This is a genomic window from Bacillus sp. SIMBA_026 (genome assembly GCF_046535335.1).
In the GTDB taxonomy this organism is placed as follows: domain Bacteria; phylum Bacillota; class Bacilli; order Bacillales; family Bacillaceae; genus Bacillus; species Bacillus velezensis.
Genome location: NZ_JAWRWX010000001.1, coordinates 1,826,860 through 1,852,390, shown reverse-complemented (window position 1 = coordinate 1,852,390; position 25,531 = coordinate 1,826,860). Strand labels below are relative to the sequence as shown.

Genomic DNA, 25,531 nt, shown 5'->3' with positions numbered 1-25,531 from the left:
GAACGTTTGATTTGAAAAAACGCATTGCTTTGCTTCCCGGTGACGGAATCGGACCGGAAGTGGCGGAATCAGCGGCAGATGTATTGAAAAGCATTGCCGAACAATTCGGACATGAATTTGAATTTGAAAACGGACTGATCGGGGGAGCGGCCATTGACGCCCATCAAAACCCCCTTCCTGAGGAGACGGTGGCTCTTTGTGAAAGATCCGACGCCATCCTGCTCGGGGCAGTCGGCGGACCGAAATGGGACCAAAATCCTCCGGAGCTCAGACCGGAAAAAGGCCTGCTCGGCATCAGAAAAAAACTCGGCCTGTTTGCCAATCTGCGTCCCGTGACCGTATTTGAAAGCTTGTCTGAGGCATCTCCGCTGAAAAAAGAATATATCAGCGGCGTCGACTTTGTAATCGTCAGGGAACTGACGGGCGGCCTCTACTTCGGAGAACCGAGCAGACAGTATGTCAATGAAGCGGGAGAAAAGGAAGCGGTCGATACCCTTTTTTATAAGAAAGAAGAAATCGAACGCGTTGTCAGAGAAGCCTTTAGGATGGCTGCCGGCAGAAAAGGAAAAGTGACGTCCGTTGATAAGGCGAATGTGCTTTCTTCAAGCAGGCTGTGGCGGGAAACCGCAGAGGAAATCGCAAAAGAATTTCCTGACGTGACGCTTGAACATATGCTTGTCGATAATGCCGCGATGCAGCTCATCTACGCTCCGAGCCAATTTGACGTCATCGTAACTGAGAATATGTTCGGCGATATTTTAAGCGATGAAGCCTCCATGCTGACAGGCTCGCTCGGCATGCTGCCGTCAGCCAGTTTATCAAGTTCAGGTCTTCACTTGTTTGAACCCGTGCATGGATCTGCGCCTGACATCGCCGGTAAAGGGATGGCCAATCCGTTTGCGGCGATTTTATCAGCGGCGATGCTTTTGAGAACATCTTTCGGACTTGAAAACGAAGCGCAGGCGGTGGAAAAGGCGGTCGCAAAGGTGCTTGCAGACGGCAGCCGTACACGTGATATCGCCCGGGACGGCCAATATGCCGGAACGCATGACATTACTGAAAAAGTAAAAGCCGCATTAGCCGGCTCGAATACAAAATCTATAGTGTGACGCTTTAAAGAAAGCGGTCTTAGTTCATAGGTAGAGGGAGGAAACAAAGATGATGCCTCGAACAATCATCGAAAAGATTTGGGATCGGCATGTTGTAAAAAGCGGTGAAGGAAAACCCGACCTTCTCTATATTGATCTGCACCTAATTCATGAGGTGACGTCTCCTCAGGCGTTTGAAGGGTTAAGGCAGAAGGGAAGAAAGGTCAGACGGCCGCAGAACACATTCGCGACGATGGACCACAATATTCCGACCGTCAACCGTTTTGACATTAAAGATGAAGTCGCAAAGCGCCAAGTAACCGCGCTTGAACGGAATTGCGAGGAGTTCGGCGTCCGTCTTGCGGATCTTCACAGCGCAGACCAGGGAATCGTTCACGTAGTCGGGCCTGAGCTTGGTCTGACACTGCCGGGGAAAACGATCGTTTGCGGAGACAGCCATACATCGACTCACGGCGCGTTCGGAGCGCTTGCCTTCGGTATCGGCACAAGTGAGGTGGAACATGTTCTTTCCACTCAGACATTGTGGCAGCAGCGGCCGAAAACGCTTGAAATCCGCGTTGACGGAACGCTCCAAAAAGGAGTGACTGCTAAGGATGTCATCTTGTCGGTCATCGGAAAATACGGGGTGAAATTCGGTACCGGATATGTCATTGAATACACCGGGGAAGTATTCAGAAACATGTCTATGGACGAACGCATGACCGTCTGCAATATGTCAATAGAAGCGGGAGCACGGGCGGGACTGATCGCTCCTGATGACACGACGATTGAATACTGTAAAAACCGTAAATACGCGCCAAAAGGCGAGGAATTTGAAAAAGCCGCCGCAGAATGGAAAGCGTTAAAAACCGATCCGGGGGCCGTATACGATCATTCCATCGTGTTAGACGGCAGCGAGATTTCTCCAATGGTAACATGGGGCGTCAATCCCGGCATGGTTCTCCCGGTCGATGCCCAAATACCGGCGCCGGAAACGATTGATTCTGAAGACGGTAAAAAAGAAGCCATCCGCGCGTACGAATACATGGGAATCTCACCGAATCAAAAAATTGAAGATATTAAAGTCGAGCATGTGTTTATCGGCTCCTGTACAAATTCGCGGATGACCGATCTTCGCCAGGCTGCGGATATGATCAAAGGCCGAAAAGTCGCCGACAGCGTCAGAGCCATTGTGGTGCCGGGTTCTCAAAGCGTGAAACAGCAGGCCGAAGAAGAAGGGCTGCACCGCGTGTTTCTCGAGGCCGGCTTTGAATGGAGAGAATCAGGCTGCAGCATGTGCCTCAGTATGAACAATGATGTCGTGCCTGAAGGGGAACGATGCGCTTCCACTTCCAACCGCAACTTCGAAGGCAGGCAGGGAAAAGGCGCGAGAACACACCTTGTCAGTCCGGCGATGGCGGCAATGGCGGCCATTCACGGGCATTTCGTCGATGTAAGAAAGTTTTATCAAGAAAAAACAGTTGTGTAAGGAGTGCGCGAAAAGATGGAACCTTTAAAAACGCATACGGGAAAAGCGGCTGTCTTAAACCGGATCAACGTCGATACGGACCAGATTATTCCGAAACAGTTTTTGAAAAGAATTGAAAGAACAGGATACGGCAGATTCGCGTTTTTTGATTGGAGATACCTTGAGAACGGTGAGCCTGATCCTGAATTTGAATTAAACCGCAAAGTCTATGAAGGCGCGTCCATATTAATTGCCGGAGAGAATTTCGGCTGCGGATCATCCCGTGAGCACGCTCCTTGGGCGCTGGATGATTACGGCTTCAAAATCATCATTGCTCCGTCATTTGCCGATATTTTTCATCAAAACTGTTTTAAAAACGGTATGCTTCCCATCCGTATGCCGTATGATCAGTGGAAAAAACTCGCCGGTCAATATGAAAATCAGTCTCTTAACATGACGGTTGATTTGGAAAACCAGCTCATTCACGACAGTGAAGGAAAAGAGATTTCATTTGAAGTCGATCCTCACTGGAAGGAAATGCTGATTAACGGTTATGATGAAATTTCATTAACGCTTCTGCTGGAAGACGACATACAGCAGTTTGAATCGAAAAGAAGTTCTTGGCTTCAAGCCTGAAAAAAGCCGACCGGCATCTGTCCGGCGGCTTTTTTCACCGTGCGCACCATCCTTTCTTGTGTTTCCTGACGCGTGTTGATACACTTGAAAAAAATAGCGCCTGAAAGGAAATAAAGTATGACGCATGACAAGAAAAAAGCTGATATCATTCCTTTCCCCCGTCTGAAAGAACGCTTGGTTGATAAAGGGATGGCCGCCATGAAGGATAAACAGTATCAGGAGGCCCTCGAACTGTTCTCAGAGGCGGTAAGCCACGGCGATACCGAGTCCGACGTACATTTAGGCATGGCGATTTGTTTTCTGGAACTCGGGGAATTGGAAGAAGCAAAACAAGTTTGCGAGAAAATGCTGAATGAAGGGTACGGGCATTATTTCACCGTACTGCAGGTGTACATGACCATTTTAATTCAGCTGAAACAATATGAAGAAGTCAAAAGCACAATTGAAGCTGTGCTGGAAGAAAACCAGCTGCCCGCAGAAAGTGCGGAGCAATTCTACCGGCTGCTCGAATTCAGCCGCAAAATGACCGATCCCGACCAGCAGGATGAAGCGTGGGAGGAGGAATACGAGGATATTCTTGATGCGGAAAAAGTGCTGAACAGCCCCGCTGAACAAATGAATCTGATTCATTCTCTCAAAGACCGCAATATTGCAAAATACACGGGTCTCTTAAAAACAATTCTTCAAGATCCGGGCGCGCATCCGCTTATCAAGACGATGATTTTGACGCTGATGGCGGAGCATGACTACAGCAAGCCGGTTCATATTACAAAATTCGGCGATTCAATGACCGCGGTTCCGAGTGAAACGGTTCAGCCTGATGCGGCTCCGATTTTGCATCGCGTTCTACGGGTGCTTGATGAAACGCTCGGCAATGAAAACCCTACATTATACGCTGCCGTCGAGGAGCTGTGGAGAAGGCATCTGTACGTCCTGCACCCTTTTATGCCGAAGTTTTTGAACGCAGATTTATGGGCGGCGGCGCTTCATAAGGTCGGTTACGAGATGCACGGTATTGACATTGAGCCGGAGGAACTTCATATGATGTACGAGTTTGACAGCCGCGAACTTGAAGAAGCCTGCACGATGATTAAGGATATTGAAGAAATTTCTTATTTGTAAATCACACCATATAGTTGAAAGCGGTAGGCGTTATGTTATAATATAGTGGTTGTATTTATGTATAGCGGTTTAACTGAAATGAGAATTACGGTTGGACAGGCTGCCAGTTCATTACATAATGATTCTGATTCAAAGCGGTTTTTTCTTTGACAAAGCCGCGGATTGCTTTAGAATGGAAGACCGACACAACCTGAATAGATTTTTGGAGGGAAACACATGTCTGTAAAATGGGAAAAACAAGAAGGCAACGAAGGCGTATTAACGGTTGAAGTTGATGCGGATACGTTCAAAACAGCTCTTGATGATGCATTTAAAAAAGTAGTAAAACAGGTTTCTATTCCTGGATTCCGCAAAGGGAAAGTTCCCCGCGGTTTATTCGAACAGCGTTTCGGCGTTGAAGCTCTTTACCAGGATGCTTTAGATATTTTACTTCCTGTAGAATACCCTAAAGCGGTTGAAGAAGCCGGCATTGAGCCTGTAGACCGCCCTGAAATCGATGTTGAAAAAATCGAAAAAGGCGAAAGCTTGATTTTCACTGCAAAAGTGACTGTAAAACCGGAAGTGAAACTTGGCGACTACAAAGGCTTAGGAATCGAAAAAGATGACACTGCCGTTACTGACGAAGATGTACAAAACGAACTTAAAGCGCTTCAAGAGCGTCAGGCTGAGCTTGTCGTGAAAGAAGAAGGCGCTGTTGAAAACGGCGATACAGTCGTTCTTGACTTCGAAGGTTTTGTTGACGGCGAAGCGTTTGAAGGCGGAAAAGCTGAGAACTACTCACTTGAAGTAGGATCAGGTTCATTCATCCCGGGCTTCGAAGAGCAGTTAACAGGCCTTGAAGCAGGCGCTGAAAAGGATGTTGAAGTAACATTCCCTGAAGAGTACCACGCTGAAGAGCTTGCTGGAAAACCAGCTGTTTTCAAAGTGAAAATTCATGAAATCAAAGCGAAAGAGCTTCCTGAGCTTAACGACGAATTCGCAAAAGACATTGACGAAGAAGTTGAAACGCTTGCTGAATTAACTGAGAAAACAAAAAAACGCCTTGAAGAAGCGAAAGAAAACGAAGCTGACGCTAAATTGCGTGAAGAGCTTGTTCTGAAAGCATCTGAAAACGCTGAAGCTGATGTTCCTCAAGCGATGATCGACACTGAGCTTGACCGCATGCTGAAAGAATTCGAACAGCGTCTGCAAATGCAAGGCATGAACCTTGAGCTTTACACTCAATTCTCAGGCCAAGACGAAAACGCGTTAAAAGAGCAAATGAAAGAAGATGCCGCAAAACGCGTAAAATCAAACCTGACTCTTGAAGCGATCGCTCAAGCTGAAAACCTTGAAGTAACAGACGAAGAAGTTGAAGCTGAGCTGACTAAAATGGCTGAAGCTTACAACATGCCGGTTGAAAACATCAAGCAGGCAATCGGTTCAACTGACGCGATGAAAGAAGATTTAAAAGTTCGAAAAGCAATTGATTTTCTTGTAGAAAACCGTTAATATGGTTCATAATAATAGACATAATAAAACAGGGCGCGATTAATTCGTGCCTTGTTTTGTACAATTATGATATAACTCTTTTTCTTGGGGCAAGATAGTCATTGCCGGGCTGTTTTTCGTCATACATATAGAATGTGCAAGTGCGAAACACATTGTTACCGTCTTACTGGAAAGTATGGTAAAATGCAATACATACTCGATCGTAGCAAGAACCGTTTTCTTTTGCCCTTCAGGTAAAAGAAAAAGTGAGACAAGATTAAGGGGTGAAAGAATGTTTAAATTCAACGAGGAAAAAGGACAATTGAAATGCTCGTTCTGCGGAAAAACGCAAGATCAGGTTCGTAAGCTGGTTGCAGGACCGGGTGTATATATATGCGACGAATGTATTGAGCTCTGTACAGAAATCGTAGAGGAAGAGCTTGGTACGGAAGAAGAAGTCGAATTTAAAGACGTTCCGAAGCCGCAGGAAATCCGTGAGATTCTGAATGAATATGTCATCGGACAGGATCAGGCGAAGAAATCACTTGCGGTTGCGGTATACAACCATTACAAACGCATCAATTCCAACAGTAAAGTGGATGATGTCGAGCTTTCTAAAAGTAATATTTCTTTAATCGGACCGACTGGAAGCGGGAAAACACTTCTTGCCCAGACGCTTGCCCGTATTCTGAACGTGCCGTTTGCGATCGCGGACGCTACATCTCTGACTGAAGCCGGATATGTCGGTGAGGACGTAGAAAACATCCTCCTCAAGCTGATTCAGGCAGCAGACTATGATGTGGAAAAAGCAGAAAAAGGCATTATTTATATCGATGAAATCGATAAAGTAGCGCGAAAATCTGAAAACCCGTCCATTACACGCGACGTATCAGGCGAAGGTGTTCAGCAGGCGCTGCTGAAAATTCTTGAAGGAACGGTTGCAAGCGTGCCGCCTCAAGGAGGACGCAAACATCCTCATCAGGAGTTCATCCAGATCGATACGACGAACATTCTGTTCATTTGCGGCGGTGCATTTGACGGCATTGAACAAATCATCAAACGCCGTCTCGGACAAAAAGTCATCGGTTTCGGCTCTGATAATAAAGCGGCAGACCTGGAAAAAGAAGAACTGCTTTCTAAAGTTCTTCCGGAAGACTTGCTCCGTTTCGGTCTGATTCCTGAATTCATCGGCCGTCTTCCTGTCATTGCAAGCCTTGAGCAGCTTGACGAAACGGCACTGGTTGAAATTCTGACTAAACCGAAAAACGCACTCGTCAAACAATACAAGAAAATGTTAGAACTTGATGATGTTGAGCTTGAATTTGAAGACGAGGCATTATCTGAAATTGCGAAAAAAGCGATCGAGCGTAAAACAGGCGCACGCGGCCTGCGTTCTATCATTGAAGGCATCATGCTTGACGTCATGTTTGATCTGCCGTCCCGCGATGATATTGAAAAATGTGTCATTACCGGAGCGACAGTCGCAGACGGTGAAGCACCGCGTCTTGTATTAAAAGACGGCACAGTTGTCGGCCAAGATAAAACATCAGCATAACATGACAAAACCTCCTGACTCGAATTGATCAGGAGGTTTTTTTTCTTGTCTTGACCCTTCTGAAAATGTTTATTCCGGGCTTTGCTGGGAGATACTAGCGGACAGAGGAATGAATTGGATACATAAATCGTTTTTTCAGGAGGGACCAGCATGAGTTGGACAGGGATCGCATTATTTGTACAGCTGTTTTTCGGGATAGTCATCGGATTATATTTTTGGAATCTGCTCAAAAACCAGCGTACACAAAAAGTGACGATAGATAAAGAATCAAAAAAAGAAATGGAACAGCTGCGCAAAATGCGCGCCATCAGTTTATCAGAACCTTTATCAGAAAAGGTGCGGCCGAAAAGCTTTCAGGACATTGTCGGCCAGGAAGACGGAATTAAAGCGTTAAAAGCAGCGCTTTGCGGACCGAACCCGCAGCACGTCATTATTTACGGTCCTCCGGGAGTCGGGAAAACGGCTGCGGCGCGGCTGGTATTGGAAGAAGCGAAAAAACATAAACAGTCACCGTTTCAAAAGCAGGCTGTTTTTGTTGAACTTGATGCGACGACCGCGCGGTTTGATGAACGGGGGATTGCCGATCCGCTTATCGGTTCAGTGCATGATCCGATTTATCAGGGAGCGGGTGCGATGGGCCAAGCAGGCATTCCGCAGCCGAAACAGGGGGCTGTGACCCATGCTCATGGCGGGGTATTGTTTATTGATGAAATCGGTGAGCTTCATCCGATTCAGATGAATAAAATGCTGAAGGTGCTTGAAGATCGAAAAGTATTTTTAGACAGTGCGTATTACAGTGAAGAAAATACGCAAATACCGAATCACATTCATGATATTTTTCAAAATGGGCTTCCGGCAGATTTCCGTTTGATCGGAGCGACAACGAGAATGCCGAATGAAATTCCGCCGGCCATCCGTTCGCGCTGTCTTGAAGTATTTTTCCGCGAGCTGGAAAAGGATGAACTTAAAATCGTTGCGAAAAAAGCAGCCGACAAAATTCAGAAAGAGATTTCTGACGAAGCTCTCAGTGTGCTGACCACATATACGAGAAACGGACGTGAAGCCGTCAATATGATCCAGATCGCCGCCGGCATGGCGGTGACTGAGGACAGACAAGAAATTACGACAGAAGATATAGAATGGGTTGTTCATTCCAGTCAGCTTACACCTAAAAATGAGCAGAAAATCGCCGATGAACCGCAAGTCGGCATCGTGAACGGACTTGCTGTCTACGGGCCGAACAGCGGCGCATTGCTGGAAATCGAAGTGAATGTCACACCTGCGCAGGACAAAGGAAGCCTGAATATCACGGGAATTGCAGAGGAAGAAAGCATCGGCAGCCAATCGAAGTCGATCCGCCGCAAAAGCATGGCGAAGGGATCTGTAGAAAATGTTCTGACGGTTCTGCGCACAATGGGCATCAAACCTTCAGACTATGACATTCACGTCAATTTTCCGGGCGGAGGCCCGATTGACGGACCTTCAGCAGGTATCGCGATGGCCGCGGGGATTTTTTCCGCGATTCACCGCATCCCGATCGACCATACGGTGGCGATGACGGGAGAAATCAGCCTGACGGGGCTTGTCAAACCGATCGGCGGCGTCATTCCGAAAATTAAAGCCGCAAAACAGGCCGGAGCAAAAACGGTCATTATCCCATATGAAAATCAGCAGTCCATTCTGAAACGAATAGACGGAATCACCATTAAAGCGGTAAAAACGTTCCAGGAAGTGCTGGACGTCATATTGGTTGACCCACCTTCAGAACAAAAACCGTTTGATATCCAAATGAATAAAGAATCCGTATAAACCCCATTTTTATAATGGGGTTTTTTTATGGAGGACATCTTTTCCTTTTTCAGAACAGAAAGAAAGGGTATACTACGAAGAGACTGTTTTATATACAGGGCAGGCGGATAAGCCGATTTTGCCCGATCCCGGAATTGTACAACGATGAAAAAGTTGTATTATAATGGTTCATACTAAAGTCACGGAGGTGTCAGTCACATGGCAGAAGATACAAAACGCAGCATCCCGCTCCTCCCTTTAAGAGGCTTATTGGTATACCCGACAATGGTTTTACATTTAGATGTAGGCCGTGACAAGTCGGTTCAGGCTCTTGAACAGGCAATGATGCATGATCATATGATTTTTTTAGCCACTCAGCAGGATATTTCGATAGACGAACCGGGTGAAGAGGATATTTTCGCCGTCGGCACTTATACAAAAATTAAACAGATGCTGAAGCTGCCCAACGGTACGATCAGAGTGCTTGTAGAAGGAATTCAGCGGGCGCAGATCCTTGAATACACCGAGCTCGAAGATTATACTTCGGTCGATATACAGCTGATGCATGAGGATGATTCAAAAGACGTGGAAGACGAAGCGCTTATGCGGACGCTGCTGGACCATTTTGACCAGTACATAAAAATTTCTAAAAAAATCTCCGCAGAAACGTATGCGGCTGTGACTGATATTGAAGAGCCCGGCAGAATGGCGGATATCGTCGCTTCTCATCTCCCGCTGAAATTAAAGGACAAGCAGGACATTTTAGAAACGGCGGATATTAAAGAACGTCTGAATAAGGTCATCCGTTCCATTCATAACGAAAAAGAAGTGCTGGAGATTGAGAAAAAAATCGGTCAGCGCGTCAAACGTTCGATGGAACGCACTCAAAAGGAATACTACTTGCGTGAACAGATGAAAGCCATTCAGAAGGAGCTTGGCGACAAAGAAGGAAAAACCGGCGAAGTTCAGTCGCTCACGGAAAAGATAGAAGAAGCAGGTATGCCTGAGCGTGTCAAAGAAACGGCGCTTAAGGAATTAAGCCGTTACGAAAAAGTGCCGTCAAGCTCAGCGGAAAGCTCTGTTATCCGCAACTATATTGACTGGCTCATCGCCCTTCCGTGGTCGGATGAAACAGAAGATAAACTTGATATTAAAAAAGCCGGGGAAATCTTAGATAAAGAGCACCACGGCTTAGAGAAAGTGAAAGAGCGGATTTTGGAGTATTTGGCCGTGAAACAGCTGACGAAAACGCTGAAAGGGCCGATTCTTTGTCTGGCCGGACCTCCGGGAGTCGGTAAAACATCTCTAGCAAAATCAATCAGTACGAGCATGGGGCGCCGTTTTGTGAGAATTTCACTGGGCGGAGTGCGCGATGAGTCTGAAATCCGCGGGCACCGGCGTACATACGTCGGAGCGATGCCGGGCCGTATTATACAGGGGATGAAAAAAGCCGGTAAACAAAATCCGGTCTTTCTCCTGGATGAGATCGACAAAATGTCGTCTGATTTCAGAGGCGATCCGTCTTCGGCGATGCTTGAGGTGCTGGATCCGGAACAAAACAGCACATTCAGCGACCACTATATTGAAGAGACGTTCGATTTATCGAAAGTGCTGTTTATCGCGACTGCGAATAACCTTGCTTCCATACCGGGACCTCTCAGAGACAGAATGGAGATTATCAGCCTGTCAGGCTACACTGAAAACGAAAAGCTGGAGATCGTGAAAGACCACCTGCTTCCGAAACAAATCAAAGAGCACGGGCTCACAAAGAGCAACCTGCAGATTCGGGATCAGGCGATTACGGACATCATCCGCTACTATACGAGGGAAGCCGGCGTGAGAACGCTTGAACGCCAGATTGCCGCCATTTGCCGAAAGGCTGCGAAAGCCATTGTGTCTGAGGAGAGAAAACGCATTACCGTTACAGAGAAAAATCTGGCCGACTATCTCGGAAAACGGATATTCAGATACGGACAGGCGGAAACCGAAGATCAAATCGGGGTTGTCACGGGGCTCGCGTATACGACGGTCGGCGGAGATACGCTGTCAATCGAAGTGTCATTGTCGCCGGGAAAAGGAAAGCTGATTCTGACCGGGAAGCTTGGAGATGTCATGCGGGAATCAGCCCAGGCCGCTTTCAGTTATGTCCGCTCGAAAGCGGAACAGTTCGGAATCGACCCGAAATTCCATGAGAAGTATGACATTCATATCCATGTCCCTGAAGGAGCGGTGCCGAAAGATGGCCCTTCTGCCGGAATTACGATGGCCACAGCGCTCGTTTCAGCATTAACGGACCGTGCGGTAAAACGCGAAGTCGGTATGACGGGAGAAATCACGCTGCGGGGCCGTGTGCTTCCGATCGGCGGACTGAAAGAAAAGGCGCTCGGCGCGCACAGAGCGGGCCTGACTACTATTATTGCGCCTAAAGATAACGAAAAAGATATAGAGGATATTCCAGAAAGCGTCAGAGAAGGACTGAAGTTTATATTCGTTTCTCACCTGGATGACGTTTTGGAACATGCCTTAGTAGGAGAGAAGAAATGAAAGTCACAAAGTCAGAAATCGTGATCAGCGCGGTCAAACCCGAACAGTACCCTAATGGGGGGCTTCCGGAAATCGCGCTGGCAGGAAGATCAAATGTAGGAAAGTCATCTTTTATCAATTCATTAATCAATCGGAAAAACTTGGCCAGAACGTCATCAAAACCGGGGAAAACACAGACCCTAAACTTTTACATCATCAATGATGAATTGCATTTTGTCGACGTTCCCGGGTACGGATTTGCGAAAGTTTCCAAAAGCGAGCGGGAAGCATGGGGGAGAATGATTGAAACCTATATGACGACCCGTGAAGAGCTGAAAGCCTGCGTGCAGATTGTCGACCTCAGGCACGCGCCGTCTGCTGAAGACGTGAACATGTACGAATTCCTGAAGTATTACGGCATTCCCGTCATCGTTATCGCGACAAAAGCGGATAAGATTCCAAAAGGAAAATGGGACAAGCACTTAAAGGTTGTCAAACAGACGCTTGATATGGATCCTGAAGATGAGCTGATTTTATTTTCCTCTGAAACGAAAAAAGGCAAAGATGAAGCATGGGGAGCCATTAAAAAAATGATCAGCCGGTAATGAAAAACCCAAAACGCAGTGCGTTTTGGGTTTTATCGTATAGTTTTGTTCCGCTTGATAAACAATAATAAAAGGCTGATTCCGATGAAAACATACGGCCAGTATGTTTTGAAGTGTTCCGTCGGAATATGGACGGACTCCAGCCATGCCGTAATTTGTTTAAAGAAGTATAAAAAGAGGGAAAAACCAATCATGGCAGCCGCTTCGTATACATATTCTTTTCTGGCAGCCGCAAATAAGGAGAATCCGAAGACGAAGAGAATCATTTCAAAATCTCCCGGCCACCATGAGAGCTCAGGTTTGGCGAAAAAGTGTAAACCTATGCCGAAAAGAAGCATGCCGATCAGGACGTGAGGCCCGGCCGCTTCCTTTTTGCCCTGGTACGAGAGCATGGCGCCCAAGAGCATAAGGAGCACCGGCCATTCCTCTTGATTCGCAAACAGGTGAACCTGTCCGCTCTGAAGCCATGCGAATAATGAAGCGGCAAGCAGAAGTCCCGGTAATAAAATTGATGTTTTTTTCATCCTGTCACCTACCCGCAGTAAAGGATTTTTAGTATGATGATTACAGTGGAAACGAGCTTTTTATACTATAGCACAACATTTTTGAAATCTGTTCACATTTTTTCCGAAGAAACTATGTTATAATCATTCTAAATAATAAATTCTATGTTAGAATGATTATAAATAAATTGCGATGTACGGGGGTGCATGAAAGCGATGCATATTCTTGTTGTGGGAGTAGATTATAAATCCGCCCCTATTGAAATACGCGAAAAAATAAGTTTTCAGCCGGATGAGCTTGCAGAAGCGATGCTCCGTTTAAAAGAAGAAAAAAGCGTTCTTGAAAACATTATCGTGTCAACCTGCAACCGCACCGAAATATATGCGGTGGTCGACCAGCTTCATACCGGCCGTTATTATATAAAGACATTTTTATCCGAATGGTTCTCGCTGCCGAAAGAAGAGCTGTCTCCGTTTCTGAAATTTTATGAGAGCGACGCGGCGATCGAGCATTTATTCCGTGTGGCGTGCGGTTTGGATTCCATGGTCATCGGAGAAACGCAAATACTCGGCCAGGTCCGCTCGAGCTTTAAAACGGCGCAGGCAGAAAAGACGATCGGCACCATTTTCAATGAGCTGTTTAAACAGGCGGTGACCGTCGGCAAACGCACGCATGCCGAAACCGATATCGGCGCCAATGCCGTTTCCGTCAGTTACGCCGCCGTTGAACTCGCGAAAAAAATCTTCGGCTCATTGTCAAATAAGCACATTTTGATTCTCGGTGCGGGAAAAATGGGCGAGCTCGCCGCAGAAAACCTGCACGGTCAGGGCATCGGCAAAGTAACGGTCATCAACAGAACGTTTTTGAAGGCAAAAGCGCTTGCTGACCGTTTCTCCGGAGAAGCGCGCAGCTTAAACCAGCTTGAACATGCACTTGCTGAAGCTGATATTTTAATCAGTTCGACAGGCGCAAGTGATTTCGTCGTGTCTAAAGAAATGATGGAGAGAGCGGGCAGACAGCGGAAAGGCCGCCCGTTATTTATGGTGGATATCGCTGTGCCGAGGGACCTCGATCCGGCGCTGAACGATCTTGAAGGTGTTTTTCTGTATGATATTGATGACCTTGAAGGAATCGTTGAAGCCAACTTACAAGAACGCCGTGAAACCGCTGAAAAAGTCGAGCTGTTTATTGAAGCGGCAATTGTTGAGTTTAAGCAGTGGCTTAATACGCTCGGCGTTGTGCCGGTCATTTCGGCGCTGCGTGAAAAGGCGCTGTCCATCCAGTCCGATACGATGCAGAGCATTGAGCGTAAGCTGCCTCATCTGACGGTAAGAGAGAAAAAACTTCTCAGCAAACATACGAAAAGCATCATTAACCAAATGCTGCGCGACCCGATTCTGAAAGCGAAAGAGCTTGCGGCTGAAGCGGATTCAGATGAAAAGCTGAAGCTGTTTATGCAGATTTTCGATATTGAGGAAGAGGCCGGCCGCCAGCTGGACAAAAGCCTGGATAACCGCCAGACGGTTCATTCGTTTCAAAAGGCAGAAGCAAAAACGGGCTTACGTCCGCTTGTAAGTGAGTGAGGGCTGTATGATTGATACAGCAATGGCAAGACTTAATGAAGCGACAATTGTTATTTATGCAGTAAGCGTCCTTTTTTACTTTATAGATTTTCTTCAACACAACCGGAAGGCTGGGAAAATGGCCTTCTGGTTGCTTTCTATTGTCTGGACTCTGCAAACCGTCTATCTTTCTTATTTCATGTGGCAGACGGGCAGATTTCCGGTCTTGAATATTACGGAGGCCCTTTACTTTTATGCGTGGGTGCTTGTCACGCTCTCACTTGTGGTCACGCAGATTCTGCGCGTTGATTTTATCGTGTTTTTCACGAATGTCATCGGTTTCTCGATGATTGCGATCCATACGTTTTCACCGACGGATCAGCATTCGGCCGCTTTTTCCGGCCAGCTGGTCTCAGAGCTTTTGGTCATTCATATTACAATGGCGATTCTGTCTTACGGCGCTTTTTCCCTTTCTTTTGTTTTTTCGCTTCTTTATCAGTTTCAATATTCTTTATTAAAGAAGAAAAAGTGGGGAAAATGGCTGTTGAGAATTGAAGATTTGTCAAAACTTGATTATATGGCTTACGTTTTAAATGTCATCGGGGTTCCGATGCTGCTGTTGAGCCTGATATTAGGCGTGATCTGGGCGTATGTGTCGCTGGAAACGCTGTACTGGTTTGATTCAAAAGTGCTCGGTTCGTTTATTGTGCTGCTTTTATACAGCTACTATTTATATATCAGAATGATTAAGGAACTGCAGGGAAAAGTGGCGGCGTTATGGAATTCAGCATGTTTTCTCGTGCTGATGATTAATTACTTCCTGCTCGGAAGCCTGTCGCAATTCCATTGGTTCAGTTAACGCACGCGCCCAAACAGATTCGGGAGGAAAGAAAATGAGAACGATTAAGGTAGGTTCCAGACGGAGCAAACTGGCTATGACCCAGACAAAATGGGTGATTAACAAATTGAAGGAATTGAACCCTTCCTATAACTTTGAAATCCGGGAGATTGTCACAAAAGGCGACCGCATCCTCGATGTTACGCTGTCAAAAGTGGGCGGCAAAGGTTTGTTTGTCAAAGAGATTGAACAGGCGCTGCTGCATCAGGAGATTGATATGGCGGTTCACAGCATGAAAGACATGCCCGCCGTTTTGCCTGAGGGTCTTGTCATAGGCTGCATACCGAAACGTGAGGATCCGCGTGATGCGCTGATTTCAAAGGGGCATCAAAAGCTGGACGACATAAAAGAAGGGGGCATCATCGGCACCAGCAGTTTAAGAAGAAGCGCCCAGATTCTTGCTGAACGCCCTGACCTTACAATTAAGTGGATCAGAGGCAATATCGATACGAGACTTCAAAAGCTTGAAACGGAAGATTACGATGCTATTATTTTAGCGGCTGCGGGGCTTTCGAGAATGGGCTGGAAAGATGATGTCGTATCTGAATTTCTCGAACCGGACCGCTGTCTGCCTGCGGTCGGCCAAGGCGCTCTTGCCATTGAATGCAGAGAGTCGGATGAGGAGCTTTTGAAGCTGTTTGCGCAATTTACCGATGAGTATACGCAGCGCACGGTGGCAGCCGAACGGGCTTTCTTACACGCGATGGAAGGCGGCTGCCAAGTGCCGATAGCCGGGTATGCGTCCGTCAATGACCGGGATGAGGTTGAATTGGTCGGTCTTGTCGCGTCTCCGGACGGAAAGACGATTTATAAAGAAACAGCGGCGGGACATGATCCGGAAGAAATCGGAAAACGCTGTGCGGCGATGATGTCTGAAAAAGGAGCCAAAGCATTAATCGACAGTGTAAAACAGGAGCTCGATCAGGATGGCAAATGACCTTCCTTTACAAGGAAAGACCGTGCTTGTCACCCGGAACAAAAGACAGGCCGCACCGTTCCGAAAAAAAGTGGAGGCGCTCGGCGGAACGGCTGTTTCCGCTTCGCTGATCGCTTTTCAGGAAGCGCTCCCGGATGAATGTGCGGACAGTCTCCGGGAAGACCTTTCTGAGCCGGGATGGCTTGTGTTTACAAGCGTAAACGGTGTCCGGTTCTTTTTTTCCTATCTTGATCGGCACGGTCTTGCGCTTTCGGGACGGAAAAAAATCGCAGCCGTCGGTGAAAAGACTGCACGCGCCCTGAAAGAGCGGGGAGCCCGGACGGATGCGATGCCTGACGAGTATGTGGCGGAATGTCTGGCTGATACTTTAAAACGGCACGCATCAGCTGCCGAACCCATTTCAGTGATAAAGGGCAATTTATCACGCGATGTCATAAAAGCGGAGCTTGAGCCGCTTGGCTATCAAATAAGGGAATGGGTGTTATACAATACCATTCAGGATGAAAAAGGCATGGACGAGCTGAGACGGGCTGCATCCCGCTCTCATTTTGATTTTATTACGTTTACCAGCTCATCGGCGGTCCATACGTTTATGCACGCGGTCGGAGACGGAGAACAAGCGTGGAAAAACAGCGGTGCGAGCTATATCAGCATCGGCCCTTTGACAGAGAAAGCGCTCTTGGAATACGGGATCTCATCCCATGTGCCTGACACTTATACGATTGAAGGCATGCTGGACGTCATGTGCAGCATGTCGGGAAAGGATTGATAATGATGAATCAAACATTTAACAGACACCGCCGTTTGCGCGCGAACGCTGCGATGAGAGATTTAGTAAGAGAAACACGTCTTCACCCTTCAGATTTTATTTACCCTCTATTTGTCGTTGAAGGGCTTGAAGGAAAAAAAGAAGTTCCTTCCATGCCGGGGGTTTACCATGTATCCCTTGATTTATTGAAGGATGAGATGGCTGAGCTGATATCACTCGGCATTAAATCGGTCATCGTTTTCGGCGTGCCTGAAGAAAAAGACGCCTGCGGAACCCAGGCTTTTCACGATCACGGCATTGTGCAAAAAGGAATTGCTGAAATTAAAAAGCATTATCCTGAAATGATCGTAATCGCTGATACATGCCTCTGTGAATACACGGATCACGGCCATTGCGGCGTCGTGAGAGACGGAGAAATCTTAAATGACGAGTCGCTTGAGCTGCTGGCGCAGACAGCCGTCAGCCAGGCCAAAGCAGGCGCTGACATCATCGCTCCTTCAAATATGATGGACGGTTTTGTCACAGTGATCAGGGAAGCGCTCGACAAAGAAGGATTCACGAATATTCCGATCATGTCTTATGCCGTGAAATATTCAAGTGAATTTTACGGTCCGTTCCGCGACGCGGCTGACAGCACGCCGCAGTTCGGCGACAGAAAAACATATCAGATGGATCCGGCCAACCGCTTGGAAGCGCTCCGTGAGGCTGAATCAGACGCGGCAGAAGGCGCTGACTTTTTAATCGTCAAACCGTCTATGTCATACTTAGATATTATGCGTGATGTGAAAAACCGCCATCACCTGCCGCTGGTCGCATATAATGTGAGCGGGGAGTATTCCATGGTGAAAGCGGCAGCCCAAAACGGCTGGATTAAAGAAAAAGAAATGGTGTTGGAAATTTTAACGAGCATGAAACGTGCAGGAGCCGATCTGATTATGACGTATCATGCAAAAGACGCAGCAAAATGGCTTGCTGAGTAACGATTTCATTTGACGGGAGCTGAGGCAGATGAGAAGCTATGAAAAATCAAAAGCCGCTTTTAAAGAAGCGCAGAAACTGATGCCGGGCGGAGTGAACAGCCCGGTGCGCGCGTTTAAATCAGTTGATATGGATCCGATCTTTATGCAGCGCGGAAAAGGATCGAAAATTTTTGATATTGACGGCAATGAATATATCGACTACGTCCTGAGCTGGGGGCCGCTCATTTTGGGCCACACGAACGACCGGGTCGTTGAAAGCCTGAAAAAAGTAGCCGAGAACGGGACAAGTTTCGGGGCATCTACTGAAGTGGAAAACGAACTGGCCAAATTGGTCATTGACCGTGTGCCGTCTGTTGAAATCGTGCGGATGGTCAGCTCCGGCACAGAGGCGACAATGAGCGCCCTGCGTCTGGCAAGAGGATATACCGGCCGCAACAAAATTTTGAAATTCGAAGGCTGTTACCACGGCCATGGTGATTCGCTGCTGATCAAAGCGGGATCCGGAGTGGCGACACTCGGCCTTCCGGACAGCCCGGGCGTGCCGGAAGGAATAGCAATGAATACGATTACCGTTCCATACAACGACTTGGAAAGCGTTGCACTCGCATTCCGGGAGTACGGTGAAGATATTGCCGGGGTCATTGTTGAACCGGTAGCAGGCAATATGGGCGTTGTTCCGCCGCAGGAAGGCTTTTTACAAGGACTTCGCGACATTACGGAACAGTATGGCGCGCTGCTCATTTTTGACGAGGTCATGACCGGTTTTCGCGTGGATTATAACTGTGCGCAAGGGTATTTCGGCGTGACGCCTGACTTAACGTGTCTCGGCAAAGTCATCGGCGGCGGTCTTCCTGTCGGTGCGTATGGCGGAAAAGCGGATATTATGGAACGAATCGCGCCGAGCGGTCCGATCTACCAGGCGGGAACATTGTCAGGAAATCCGCTTGCCATGACAGCGGGACTTGAGACGTTACAGCAGCTCACACCTGAATCTTACCAAGAATTTGTGAAAAAAGGCGATATGCTTGAAGGAGGCATTTCAAAAGCAGCTGAAGCACATGGCATTCCGCACACGTTTAACCGGGCGGGTTCAATGATCGGCTTCTTTTTCACAAATGAGCCTGTCATTAACTATGAAGCAGCCAAATCTTCTGATTTAAAGCTGTTCGCCAAATATTATAAAGGGATGGCTGATGCAGGCGTATTTCTGCCGCCGTCTCAATTTGAAGGATTGTTTCTCTCCACTGCGCATACAATGGAGGATATTGAAAAAACCATTCAAGCCGCTGAGAAAGTGTTCCAGGCGATCAGCCGCTGATACCGAAAAGCCGATGCAAGCAAGACTTGTATCGGCTTTTTTCAATGCCTCCATTATCATATTTTCCCGGATTGCGGCATACACCTTTAGTGACATCTAATTGTATGGATTAGATGAAAGGAGGATATGAACTTGCCGCATAATCACCGATTGCAATTTTCTGTTGAAGAATCAATCTGTTTCCAAAAAGGACAGGAAGTTTCTGAATTACTTTCGATTTCATTAGACCCTGACATCAGGGTGCAGGAAGTAAATGATTATGTCTCAATTAAAGGATCACTAGAACTTACTGGCGAGTACAACATAGATCACAGCAGTCATTTTGAAGAGCTTGATAGGGAGCTGAGGCATGTAGAGGAAGTGAGGGCGAGGGAGGATGGCACGGCCGAGCTCATTCATTGTTTCCCGGTGGACATTACGATTCCGAAAAATAAAGTGAGCCACCTCAATGATGTTTTCGTATTTATCGATGCCTTTGATTATCAGCTGACGGATTCAAGGATCTTAACCATTCAAGCTGATTTGGCAATTGAAGGGCTGCTTGAGGAATCCGAGCCAAAAGAGCCGGAGATCCCTTTGTACGTGGCGCCTGAATTTGCCAGAGAAGAAATGATCAATCTTGCCGGACAGCATTCTGAGGACGAAAACGAACCAGAATTAATGATACGCCATGAGCCTGAAATACCTTTGACTGTATCAGAAGAAGCAGCACAAGAAACCGAGAAGAACGAGGAAGAAATCCCGCCTTTAATCAGGCTGGAGGAAGAAGAGCAGGAAGCAGCCCCGATTCTGAGGGAGCGGGAAGAAGAGCAGGAAACTGCCCCGATTCTGAGGGAGCGGGAAGAAGAAGAGCAGGAAGCAGAAGAGCAGGAGATTGCCCCGATTCTGAGGGAGCAGGAAGAAGAAGAGCAAGAAACTGCCCCGATTCTGAGGGAGCAGGAAGAAGAACAGGAAGCAGCCCCGGTTTTGAGGGAGCGGGTAGAAGAAGAGCAGGAAGCAGCTCCGATTCTGAGGGAACGGGAAGAAGAGCAGGAAGCAGCCCCGATTTTGAGGGAGCGGGTAGAAGAAGAGCAAGAAACTGCCCCGATTCTGAGGGAGCAGGAAGAGGTGCCGAAACCTGTTTCATTTACTGAGCCTCCTCCTCCTGTTTCCTTCCAACACGAAGAAGAGCCGGAAGAAGCTGAGGAGCCTGCAATCATGTCGGCTGTGAGGAATGAACCTGTATTTGAGGATGATTCAGCAGAAGTGCAGGAAGAGCCAAAAGATGATATCGAACCGGTTTTCCCTGCGTTCACTCTGACTCCGCATGCGGAAAAACCAAAAATTGCGGAACAGCCCTTCCTTCAAAAAGAAGAGCAGCCAGAGGCCGAGCCGCTTCTCCGTCAGAGCGATCATGAGGCGGCAGAAGACGAAGATGAGCCTGCGGTTTTTCAAGAAGAGCAGGCGCCCGTTTATCGCGAGTTCGTTCCGGAACAGCAGGAAGAGGAGTTTTACAGCGCTCCTAAGCTGCTTGAAGAAGAGGCTCATGATGAAGAAGGGTTCGAAATTGAGGTAAGGAAGATGGCGCCGCCGGAGGAGGAAACCGGGAAGCCTCTCGATTTGTCTTTTCAGTTTTCCAAACTGCCGCCTGAGGAGCCGGCGCAAGCTGAACAGCCTGAGCCGCTTAAGCCTGAAAGAAAGAATGAAGAAGCGGCACCGGGAACCGAGCAGAAGGAAAATGACAACTCTCATTACTTGACAAAATTATTTACAAGGGAAGAAGAAAAGTTTTCAAGAATGAAAATTTGTATCGTACAGCAGCAAGATACTATCGACCGGGTGTGTGAACGATATGACATAACATCCCAGCAGCTCATCAGAACGAATGCTTTATCGTTTGATGACGAGCTTGAAGAAGGTCAGCTTCTGTATATACCTGAATATAATAACAGCCATGCGTAAGCACAAAGAGGCCGTAAAAATGTGGTGAATGGAATGGAAGCAGTCCAATCAGTGCTTCAGGATTACGGGCTGGCGGCTGAGTATATTGAGCCTGTCAGCCCGCATGTTTGGAAGGTCTACTCAAACTACGGCATTTTTGCTTTGAAACAGCTCAAGCCGGCCCGCAGCGGTGAATTTACGGATCTTATGATTGAGATTGAGGAGAAAGGCTACCGATCATTTGTGCCGATCTGCCGCACGTATGCCGGCGATTTTTTTGCCGGAAGACAGACGGAGAATTCTTATTATTTAATGCCTTGGCTTCAGTACGATCAGGAAGAGGAACGGGATCAAAAACATGTTTACCTTTTTAAAGAGGTCGCGAAGCTCCATTCTGCGACTGTGCGGGACATCCAAATCCGGACTGAAGATATCAGCGGCTTTTATGAAGCAACGAAAAGAGATTGGGAAAATGATAAGCTTGTCTATGAACAATTCGCCGACCGGGCGGAAAAAGAGTGGTATCTTTCACCTTTTGAACTGCAGGCTGTTACGTATCTTACAGAAACGGTTTCCGCCGTCAATTTTGCTCTGGAGCGTCTGGAAGAATGGTTTGACGCGGCAAAGGATCATGACAAGACGAGAGCGGTGATCAACCACGGCAGCTTATCGAGCCGCCACTTTCTGTATAATGATGCGGGATCGGGCTTTTTCACGAATTTCGAGAAAGCTGCGCTGGGCCCTCCGCAAAACGACCTGCTCGGCTTTTACTCCAGAATGTTCAGAAGCTATCCGAAAGCATGCCCGGAATGTCTGGACTGGTTTTATACGTATCACAAATCATTCCCGCTCCGTGAAGCGGAAATCAGCCTATTTCTCAGCTATATGGCTTATCCATCCGCCATGTACAAAGTGCTGAAACGGTATCAGACCGGCCAAAGGGGCTCTGAAAAAGAAGAGTGCACGCAATTATTAAGAGCGTTTTGGCAGATGAAAAATGTTGAGCCTTTTCTCATGAAGGTTCATCAGATTGAACGGGAGAAAAAAATAAAAGCGGAAAACGAGTCCTCTTCATAACGGGACTCGTTTTTTTATATCCATTCCAAATGCAGGGCGCACGCTAAAAACAGCAGGATGGCAAGCAGCAGGACATCAAAAGTGGTCGGAAAGAAAATCGTCCTGATCCCCTGAAAGATCGTAATCGGGATTATGACTTGCGCGGATACAAGGCGGACCTGTCTGGCCCACTGGGGGAGCGAATAAGAATTGAATTTTTTTCTCACGGGCAATTCCTCCTCACATTCGCCTTTCTATGTATCGTATGTAAGGGAAAGGGCGGGGTGCATGCCCATTTATGTATGACGGCAGCGGTTTTTGGAAAAGATGATTGACGAATCAAAAACACTTTTACTATAATAAAGAACATAATAAATAAGATCATGAGCTGATATAAATACACCTGCTTTGAACGGGAAGAGTACAAGAAAGACGCATGAAGAGAGAGAAGCTACTGTGCTGAAAGGCTTCTTATGCCGTCTCATTGGAAGGTCGCCCGGGAGCATAATTTCTTGAACATACAGTAGAGAAATTCGGGCCGCACCCGTTATCCGTTTAAGTGCATGAACAAATCTGTTCATGAAAAAAGGTGGTACCGCGAAAGAGCTTTTCGTCCTTTATCAGGATGAAGGCTCTTTTTTAGTTGCTCAGCCATTTCTAAACATGCTGGAGGGTTATCATGGATACAAATGAACAAACAATGCCGACAAAATATGATCCGTCTGCGATTGAAAAAGGCCGCTATGATTTTTGGCTGAAAGGAAAATATTTTGAAGCGGGCGGCGATCAAACGAAACAGCCGTATTCTGTCGTCATTCCGCCGCCGAATGTGACGGGCAGGCTGCACCTCGGACATGCGTGGGATACGACGCTGCAAGATATCGTTACGCGTATGAAACGCATGCAGGGCTATGACGTGCTCTGGCTTCCGGGCATGGATCACGCCGGCATCGCCACTCAGGCAAAAGTCGAAGCGAAACTCCGCGAACAGGGCACAAGCCGTTATGACCTCGGCCGTGAAAAGTTTCTGGAAGAAACGTGGAAGTGGAAGGAAGAGTATGCTGATTTCATCCGCAGCCAATGGGCCAAGATGGGACTTGGACTCGATTATTCACGTGAACGTTTCACTCTTGATGAAGGGCTGAACAAAGCCGTGCGGGAAGTATTCGTCAAGCTGTACAAAAAAGGCTTGATTTACAGAGGCGAATATATCATCAACTGGGACCCTGCCACAAAAACGGCTTTATCCGATATTGAAGTGATTTACAAAGACGTACAGGGCGCGTTTTATCATTTGCGCTACCCGTTAGCAGACGGTTCAGGCTCAATTGAAATCGCGACCACCCGTCCGGAAACGATGCTTGGCGACACGGCTGTCGCGGTTCATCCTGAAGATGAGCGCTACAAGCACTTAATCGGCAAAACGGTGATTCTGCCGATTACAAACCGCGAAATTCCGATCGTCGGCGATGATTATGTTGATATGGAATTCGGATCAGGCGCCGTTAAAATCACGCCTGCCCATGATCCGAATGACTTTGAACTCGGAAACCGCCACAATTTAGAGCGGATTCTCGTCATGAATGAAGACGGAACAATGAATGAAAAAGCGCTGCAATATAACGGCATGGACCGGTTTGAATGCCGCAAAAAACTCGTCAAAGATCTTCAGGAATCCGGTGTTCTCTTTAAAATCGAAGACCATATGCATTCTGTCGGCCACAGTGAGAGAAGCGGCGCCGTTGTTGAGCCGTACCTGTCCACACAATGGTTTGTCAAAATGCAGCCGCTGGCCGATGCTGCGGTTGACCTTCAGTCAAAAGAAGAGAAAGTTCACTTCGTTCCTGACCGGTTCGAGAAAACGTACCTGCACTGGATGGAAAATATCCGTGATTGGTGTATTTCCCGTCAGCTGTGGTGGGGCCACCGCATCCCGGCTTGGTATCACAAAGAAACAAAAGAAGTGTACGTCGGCCTTGAGGCGCCTGAGGACAGTGAAAATTGGGAACAGGATTCAGACGTGCTTGATACATGGTTCAGCTCCGCGCTTTGGCCGTTTTCTACAATGGGCTGGCCTGATGAAAACGCTGAAGACTTTAAGCGGTATTACTCAACCGATGTTCTTGTAACGGGATATGACATCATTTTCTTCTGGGTATCCCGGATGATTTTCCAAGGCCTTGAGTTTACCGGCGAGCGTCCGTTCAAAGATGTGCTGATTCACGGCTTAATCCGTGACGAGCAGGGCAGAAAAATGAGTAAATCCCTTGGGAACGGCGTGGACCCGATGGATGTCATCGACAAGTACGGAGCGGATTCACTGCGCTACTTCCTGGCAACCGGAAGTTCACCGGGACAGGATCTCCGTTTCAGCTATGAAAAAGTGGAATCCACATGGAATTTCGCAAATAAAATTTGGAACGCCTCCCGTTTTGCATTAATGAACATGGACGGCATGACGTATGACGAGCTTGATCTGTCCGGTGAAAAATCAGTTGCTGATAAGTGGATCCTCACAAGACTGAATGAAACGATAGAAGACGTAACACAGCTTGCGGATCGTTATGAATTCGGTGAAGTCGGACGCCACCTGTACAACTTTATCTGGGACGATGTGTGCGACTGGTATATCGAAATGGCGAAGCTTCCGCTGTACGGTGAAGATGAAGCGGCGAAGAAAACAACCCGTTCTGTTCTGGCATACGTGCTTGACCAGACGATGCGTCTTCTTCACCCGTTTATGCCATTCTTAACGGAAGAAATCTGGCAGCATCTTCCTCATGAAGGCGAGTCAATCACGATCAGCTCTTGGCCGGTTCCGGTGCCGGAGCATACGGATAAAGAGGCAGCGGCGGATATGAAACTGCTCGTTGAATTAATCCGTTCTGTCCGCAATATCCGGAGCGAAGTCAACACGCCGATGAGCAAGCAGGTTGAGCTTTACATTAAAACAGCTACCGAAGACATTGCCGGCCGCCTGGAAAAGAACCGTTCTTACGTTGAACGCTTTACGAATCCGAGCACGCTGAAAATCGGGACGGATATCACTGCGGCAGACAAAGCGATGACAGCGGTCGTCACCGGAGCGGAAGTCATTCTGCCGCTTGAAGGGCTGATTAACATTGATGAGGAGATCGCCCGTCTGCAAAAAGAATTCGACAAGCTGACAAAAGAGGTCGAACGCGTTCAGAAAAAACTCGGCAACGAAGGGTTCATTAAAAAAGCTCCTGAACATGTCATTGAAGAAGAACGCGGAAAAGAGAAAGACTACACGGCAAAACGCGAAGCTGTCCGGCAGCGGATTGCAGAGCTGAAAGGCTGATAAAACAGCG

20 protein-coding genes and 1 other annotated feature are annotated in these 25,531 nt (G+C 47.5%); of the genes, 18 read left to right on the top strand and 2 right to left on the bottom strand.

Annotated elements, in window-relative coordinates; translation table 11 throughout:
- The first annotated feature begins 11 nt into the window (after positions 1-11).
- From leuB to yihA, 9 genes are all read left to right on the top strand, one after another.
- Positions 12-1,109, top strand: a complete 1,098-nt coding sequence (leuB, locus tag SB847_RS08930; RefSeq protein WP_410561350.1) for a 3-isopropylmalate dehydrogenase — start codon at positions 12-14, stop codon at positions 1,107-1,109.
- A 49-nt stretch (positions 1,110-1,158) separates the two neighbouring features.
- Complete coding sequence (leuC, locus tag SB847_RS08925) at positions 1,159-2,577, top strand: 3-isopropylmalate dehydratase large subunit (protein ID WP_007408145.1); 1,419 nt, start codon at positions 1,159-1,161, stop codon at positions 2,575-2,577.
- Positions 2,578-2,592: 15 nt separating this feature from the next.
- Positions 2,593-3,192, top strand: coding sequence for a 3-isopropylmalate dehydratase small subunit (gene leuD / locus SB847_RS08920; protein ID WP_007408146.1), 600 nt, complete (start codon positions 2,593-2,595; stop codon positions 3,190-3,192).
- 117 nt (positions 3,193-3,309) lie between these two features.
- Positions 3,310-4,314: a DNA damage checkpoint antagonist DdcA gene (gene ddcA, locus SB847_RS08915; protein WP_012118117.1), complete on the top strand. Its 1,005-nt coding sequence runs from the start codon at positions 3,310-3,312 to the stop codon at positions 4,312-4,314.
- Between the two features lie 216 nt (positions 4,315-4,530).
- Entirely contained in the window at positions 4,531-5,805 is a 1,275-nt protein-coding gene (gene tig, locus SB847_RS08910) for a trigger factor (RefSeq protein ID WP_003152618.1), read from the top strand.
- A 271-nt stretch (positions 5,806-6,076) separates the two neighbouring features.
- The gene (gene clpX / locus SB847_RS08905; RefSeq protein WP_007408149.1) at positions 6,077-7,339 is read left to right on the top strand and encodes an ATP-dependent protease ATP-binding subunit ClpX; all 1,263 of its coding nucleotides are present in this window, start codon (positions 6,077-6,079) and stop codon (positions 7,337-7,339) included.
- Between the two features lie 150 nt (positions 7,340-7,489).
- Positions 7,490-9,148 (top strand): ATP-dependent protease LonB, encoded by a 1,659-nt coding sequence (lonB, locus tag SB847_RS08900; RefSeq protein WP_007612897.1) that lies wholly within the window; start codon positions 7,490-7,492, stop codon positions 9,146-9,148.
- A 198-nt stretch (positions 9,149-9,346) separates the two neighbouring features.
- Entirely contained in the window at positions 9,347-11,671 is a 2,325-nt protein-coding gene (gene lon, locus SB847_RS08895; RefSeq protein WP_007612896.1) for an endopeptidase La, read from the top strand.
- On the top strand, positions 11,668-12,255 hold the full coding sequence (gene yihA / locus SB847_RS08890; RefSeq protein ID WP_007612895.1) for a ribosome biogenesis GTP-binding protein YihA/YsxC: 588 nt from the start codon (positions 11,668-11,670) through the stop codon (positions 12,253-12,255). Before lon ends, yihA begins: the two co-directional genes overlap by 4 nt.
- Before the next feature lie 32 nt (positions 12,256-12,287).
- On the opposite strand, the gene SB847_RS08885 is transcribed toward yihA, so the two are convergent.
- On the bottom strand, positions 12,288-12,779 hold the full coding sequence (locus SB847_RS08885; RefSeq protein WP_265971160.1) for a hypothetical protein: 492 nt from the start codon (positions 12,777-12,779) through the stop codon (positions 12,288-12,290).
- Positions 12,780-12,974: 195 nt separating this feature from the next.
- On the opposite strand from SB847_RS08885, the gene hemA reads away from it, so the two are divergent.
- From hemA to ysxE, 8 genes are all read left to right on the top strand, one after another.
- Positions 12,975-14,342 (top strand): glutamyl-tRNA reductase, encoded by a 1,368-nt coding sequence (hemA, locus tag SB847_RS08880; protein WP_003152628.1) that lies wholly within the window; start codon positions 12,975-12,977, stop codon positions 14,340-14,342.
- 7 nt (positions 14,343-14,349) lie between these two features.
- Complete coding sequence (locus SB847_RS08875) at positions 14,350-15,180, top strand: cytochrome c biogenesis protein (RefSeq protein WP_007408154.1); 831 nt, start codon at positions 14,350-14,352, stop codon at positions 15,178-15,180.
- Between the two features lie 34 nt (positions 15,181-15,214).
- Positions 15,215-16,156 (top strand): hydroxymethylbilane synthase, encoded by a 942-nt coding sequence (hemC, locus tag SB847_RS08870; protein WP_007408155.1) that lies wholly within the window; start codon positions 15,215-15,217, stop codon positions 16,154-16,156.
- Complete coding sequence (locus SB847_RS08865; RefSeq protein WP_224223716.1) at positions 16,146-16,925, top strand: uroporphyrinogen-III synthase; 780 nt, start codon at positions 16,146-16,148, stop codon at positions 16,923-16,925. Before hemC ends, SB847_RS08865 begins: the two co-directional genes overlap by 11 nt.
- Before the next feature lie 5 nt (positions 16,926-16,930).
- Complete coding sequence (hemB, locus tag SB847_RS08860; protein WP_410561358.1) at positions 16,931-17,905, top strand: porphobilinogen synthase; 975 nt, start codon at positions 16,931-16,933, stop codon at positions 17,903-17,905.
- A gap of 28 nt (positions 17,906-17,933) precedes the next feature.
- Positions 17,934-19,223, top strand: a complete 1,290-nt coding sequence (gene hemL / locus SB847_RS08855) for a glutamate-1-semialdehyde 2,1-aminomutase (RefSeq protein ID WP_410561360.1) — start codon at positions 17,934-17,936, stop codon at positions 19,221-19,223.
- A 132-nt stretch (positions 19,224-19,355) separates the two neighbouring features.
- A complete protein-coding gene (locus SB847_RS08850; RefSeq protein ID WP_410577544.1) occupies positions 19,356-21,164 on the top strand; it encodes a LysM peptidoglycan-binding domain-containing protein in 1,809 nt (602 codons plus the stop codon).
- Positions 21,165-21,197: 33 nt separating this feature from the next.
- Positions 21,198-22,220: a spore coat protein YsxE gene (ysxE, locus tag SB847_RS08845; RefSeq protein WP_410563132.1), complete on the top strand. Its 1,023-nt coding sequence runs from the start codon at positions 21,198-21,200 to the stop codon at positions 22,218-22,220.
- A gap of 14 nt (positions 22,221-22,234) precedes the next feature.
- Here the strand turns inward: ysxE and SB847_RS08840 are convergent, their stop codons facing one another.
- Entirely contained in the window at positions 22,235-22,426 is a 192-nt protein-coding gene (locus SB847_RS08840; RefSeq protein WP_007612879.1) for a hypothetical protein, read from the bottom strand.
- A 172-nt stretch (positions 22,427-22,598) separates the two neighbouring features.
- Positions 22,599-22,820: a binding site (T-box leader), on the top strand.
- 58 nt (positions 22,821-22,878) lie between these two features.
- On the opposite strand from SB847_RS08840, the gene SB847_RS08835 reads away from it, so the two are divergent.
- Entirely contained in the window at positions 22,879-25,521 is a 2,643-nt protein-coding gene (locus SB847_RS08835; protein WP_020956152.1) for a valine--tRNA ligase, read from the top strand.
- Positions 25,522-25,531 lie beyond the last annotated feature (10 nt).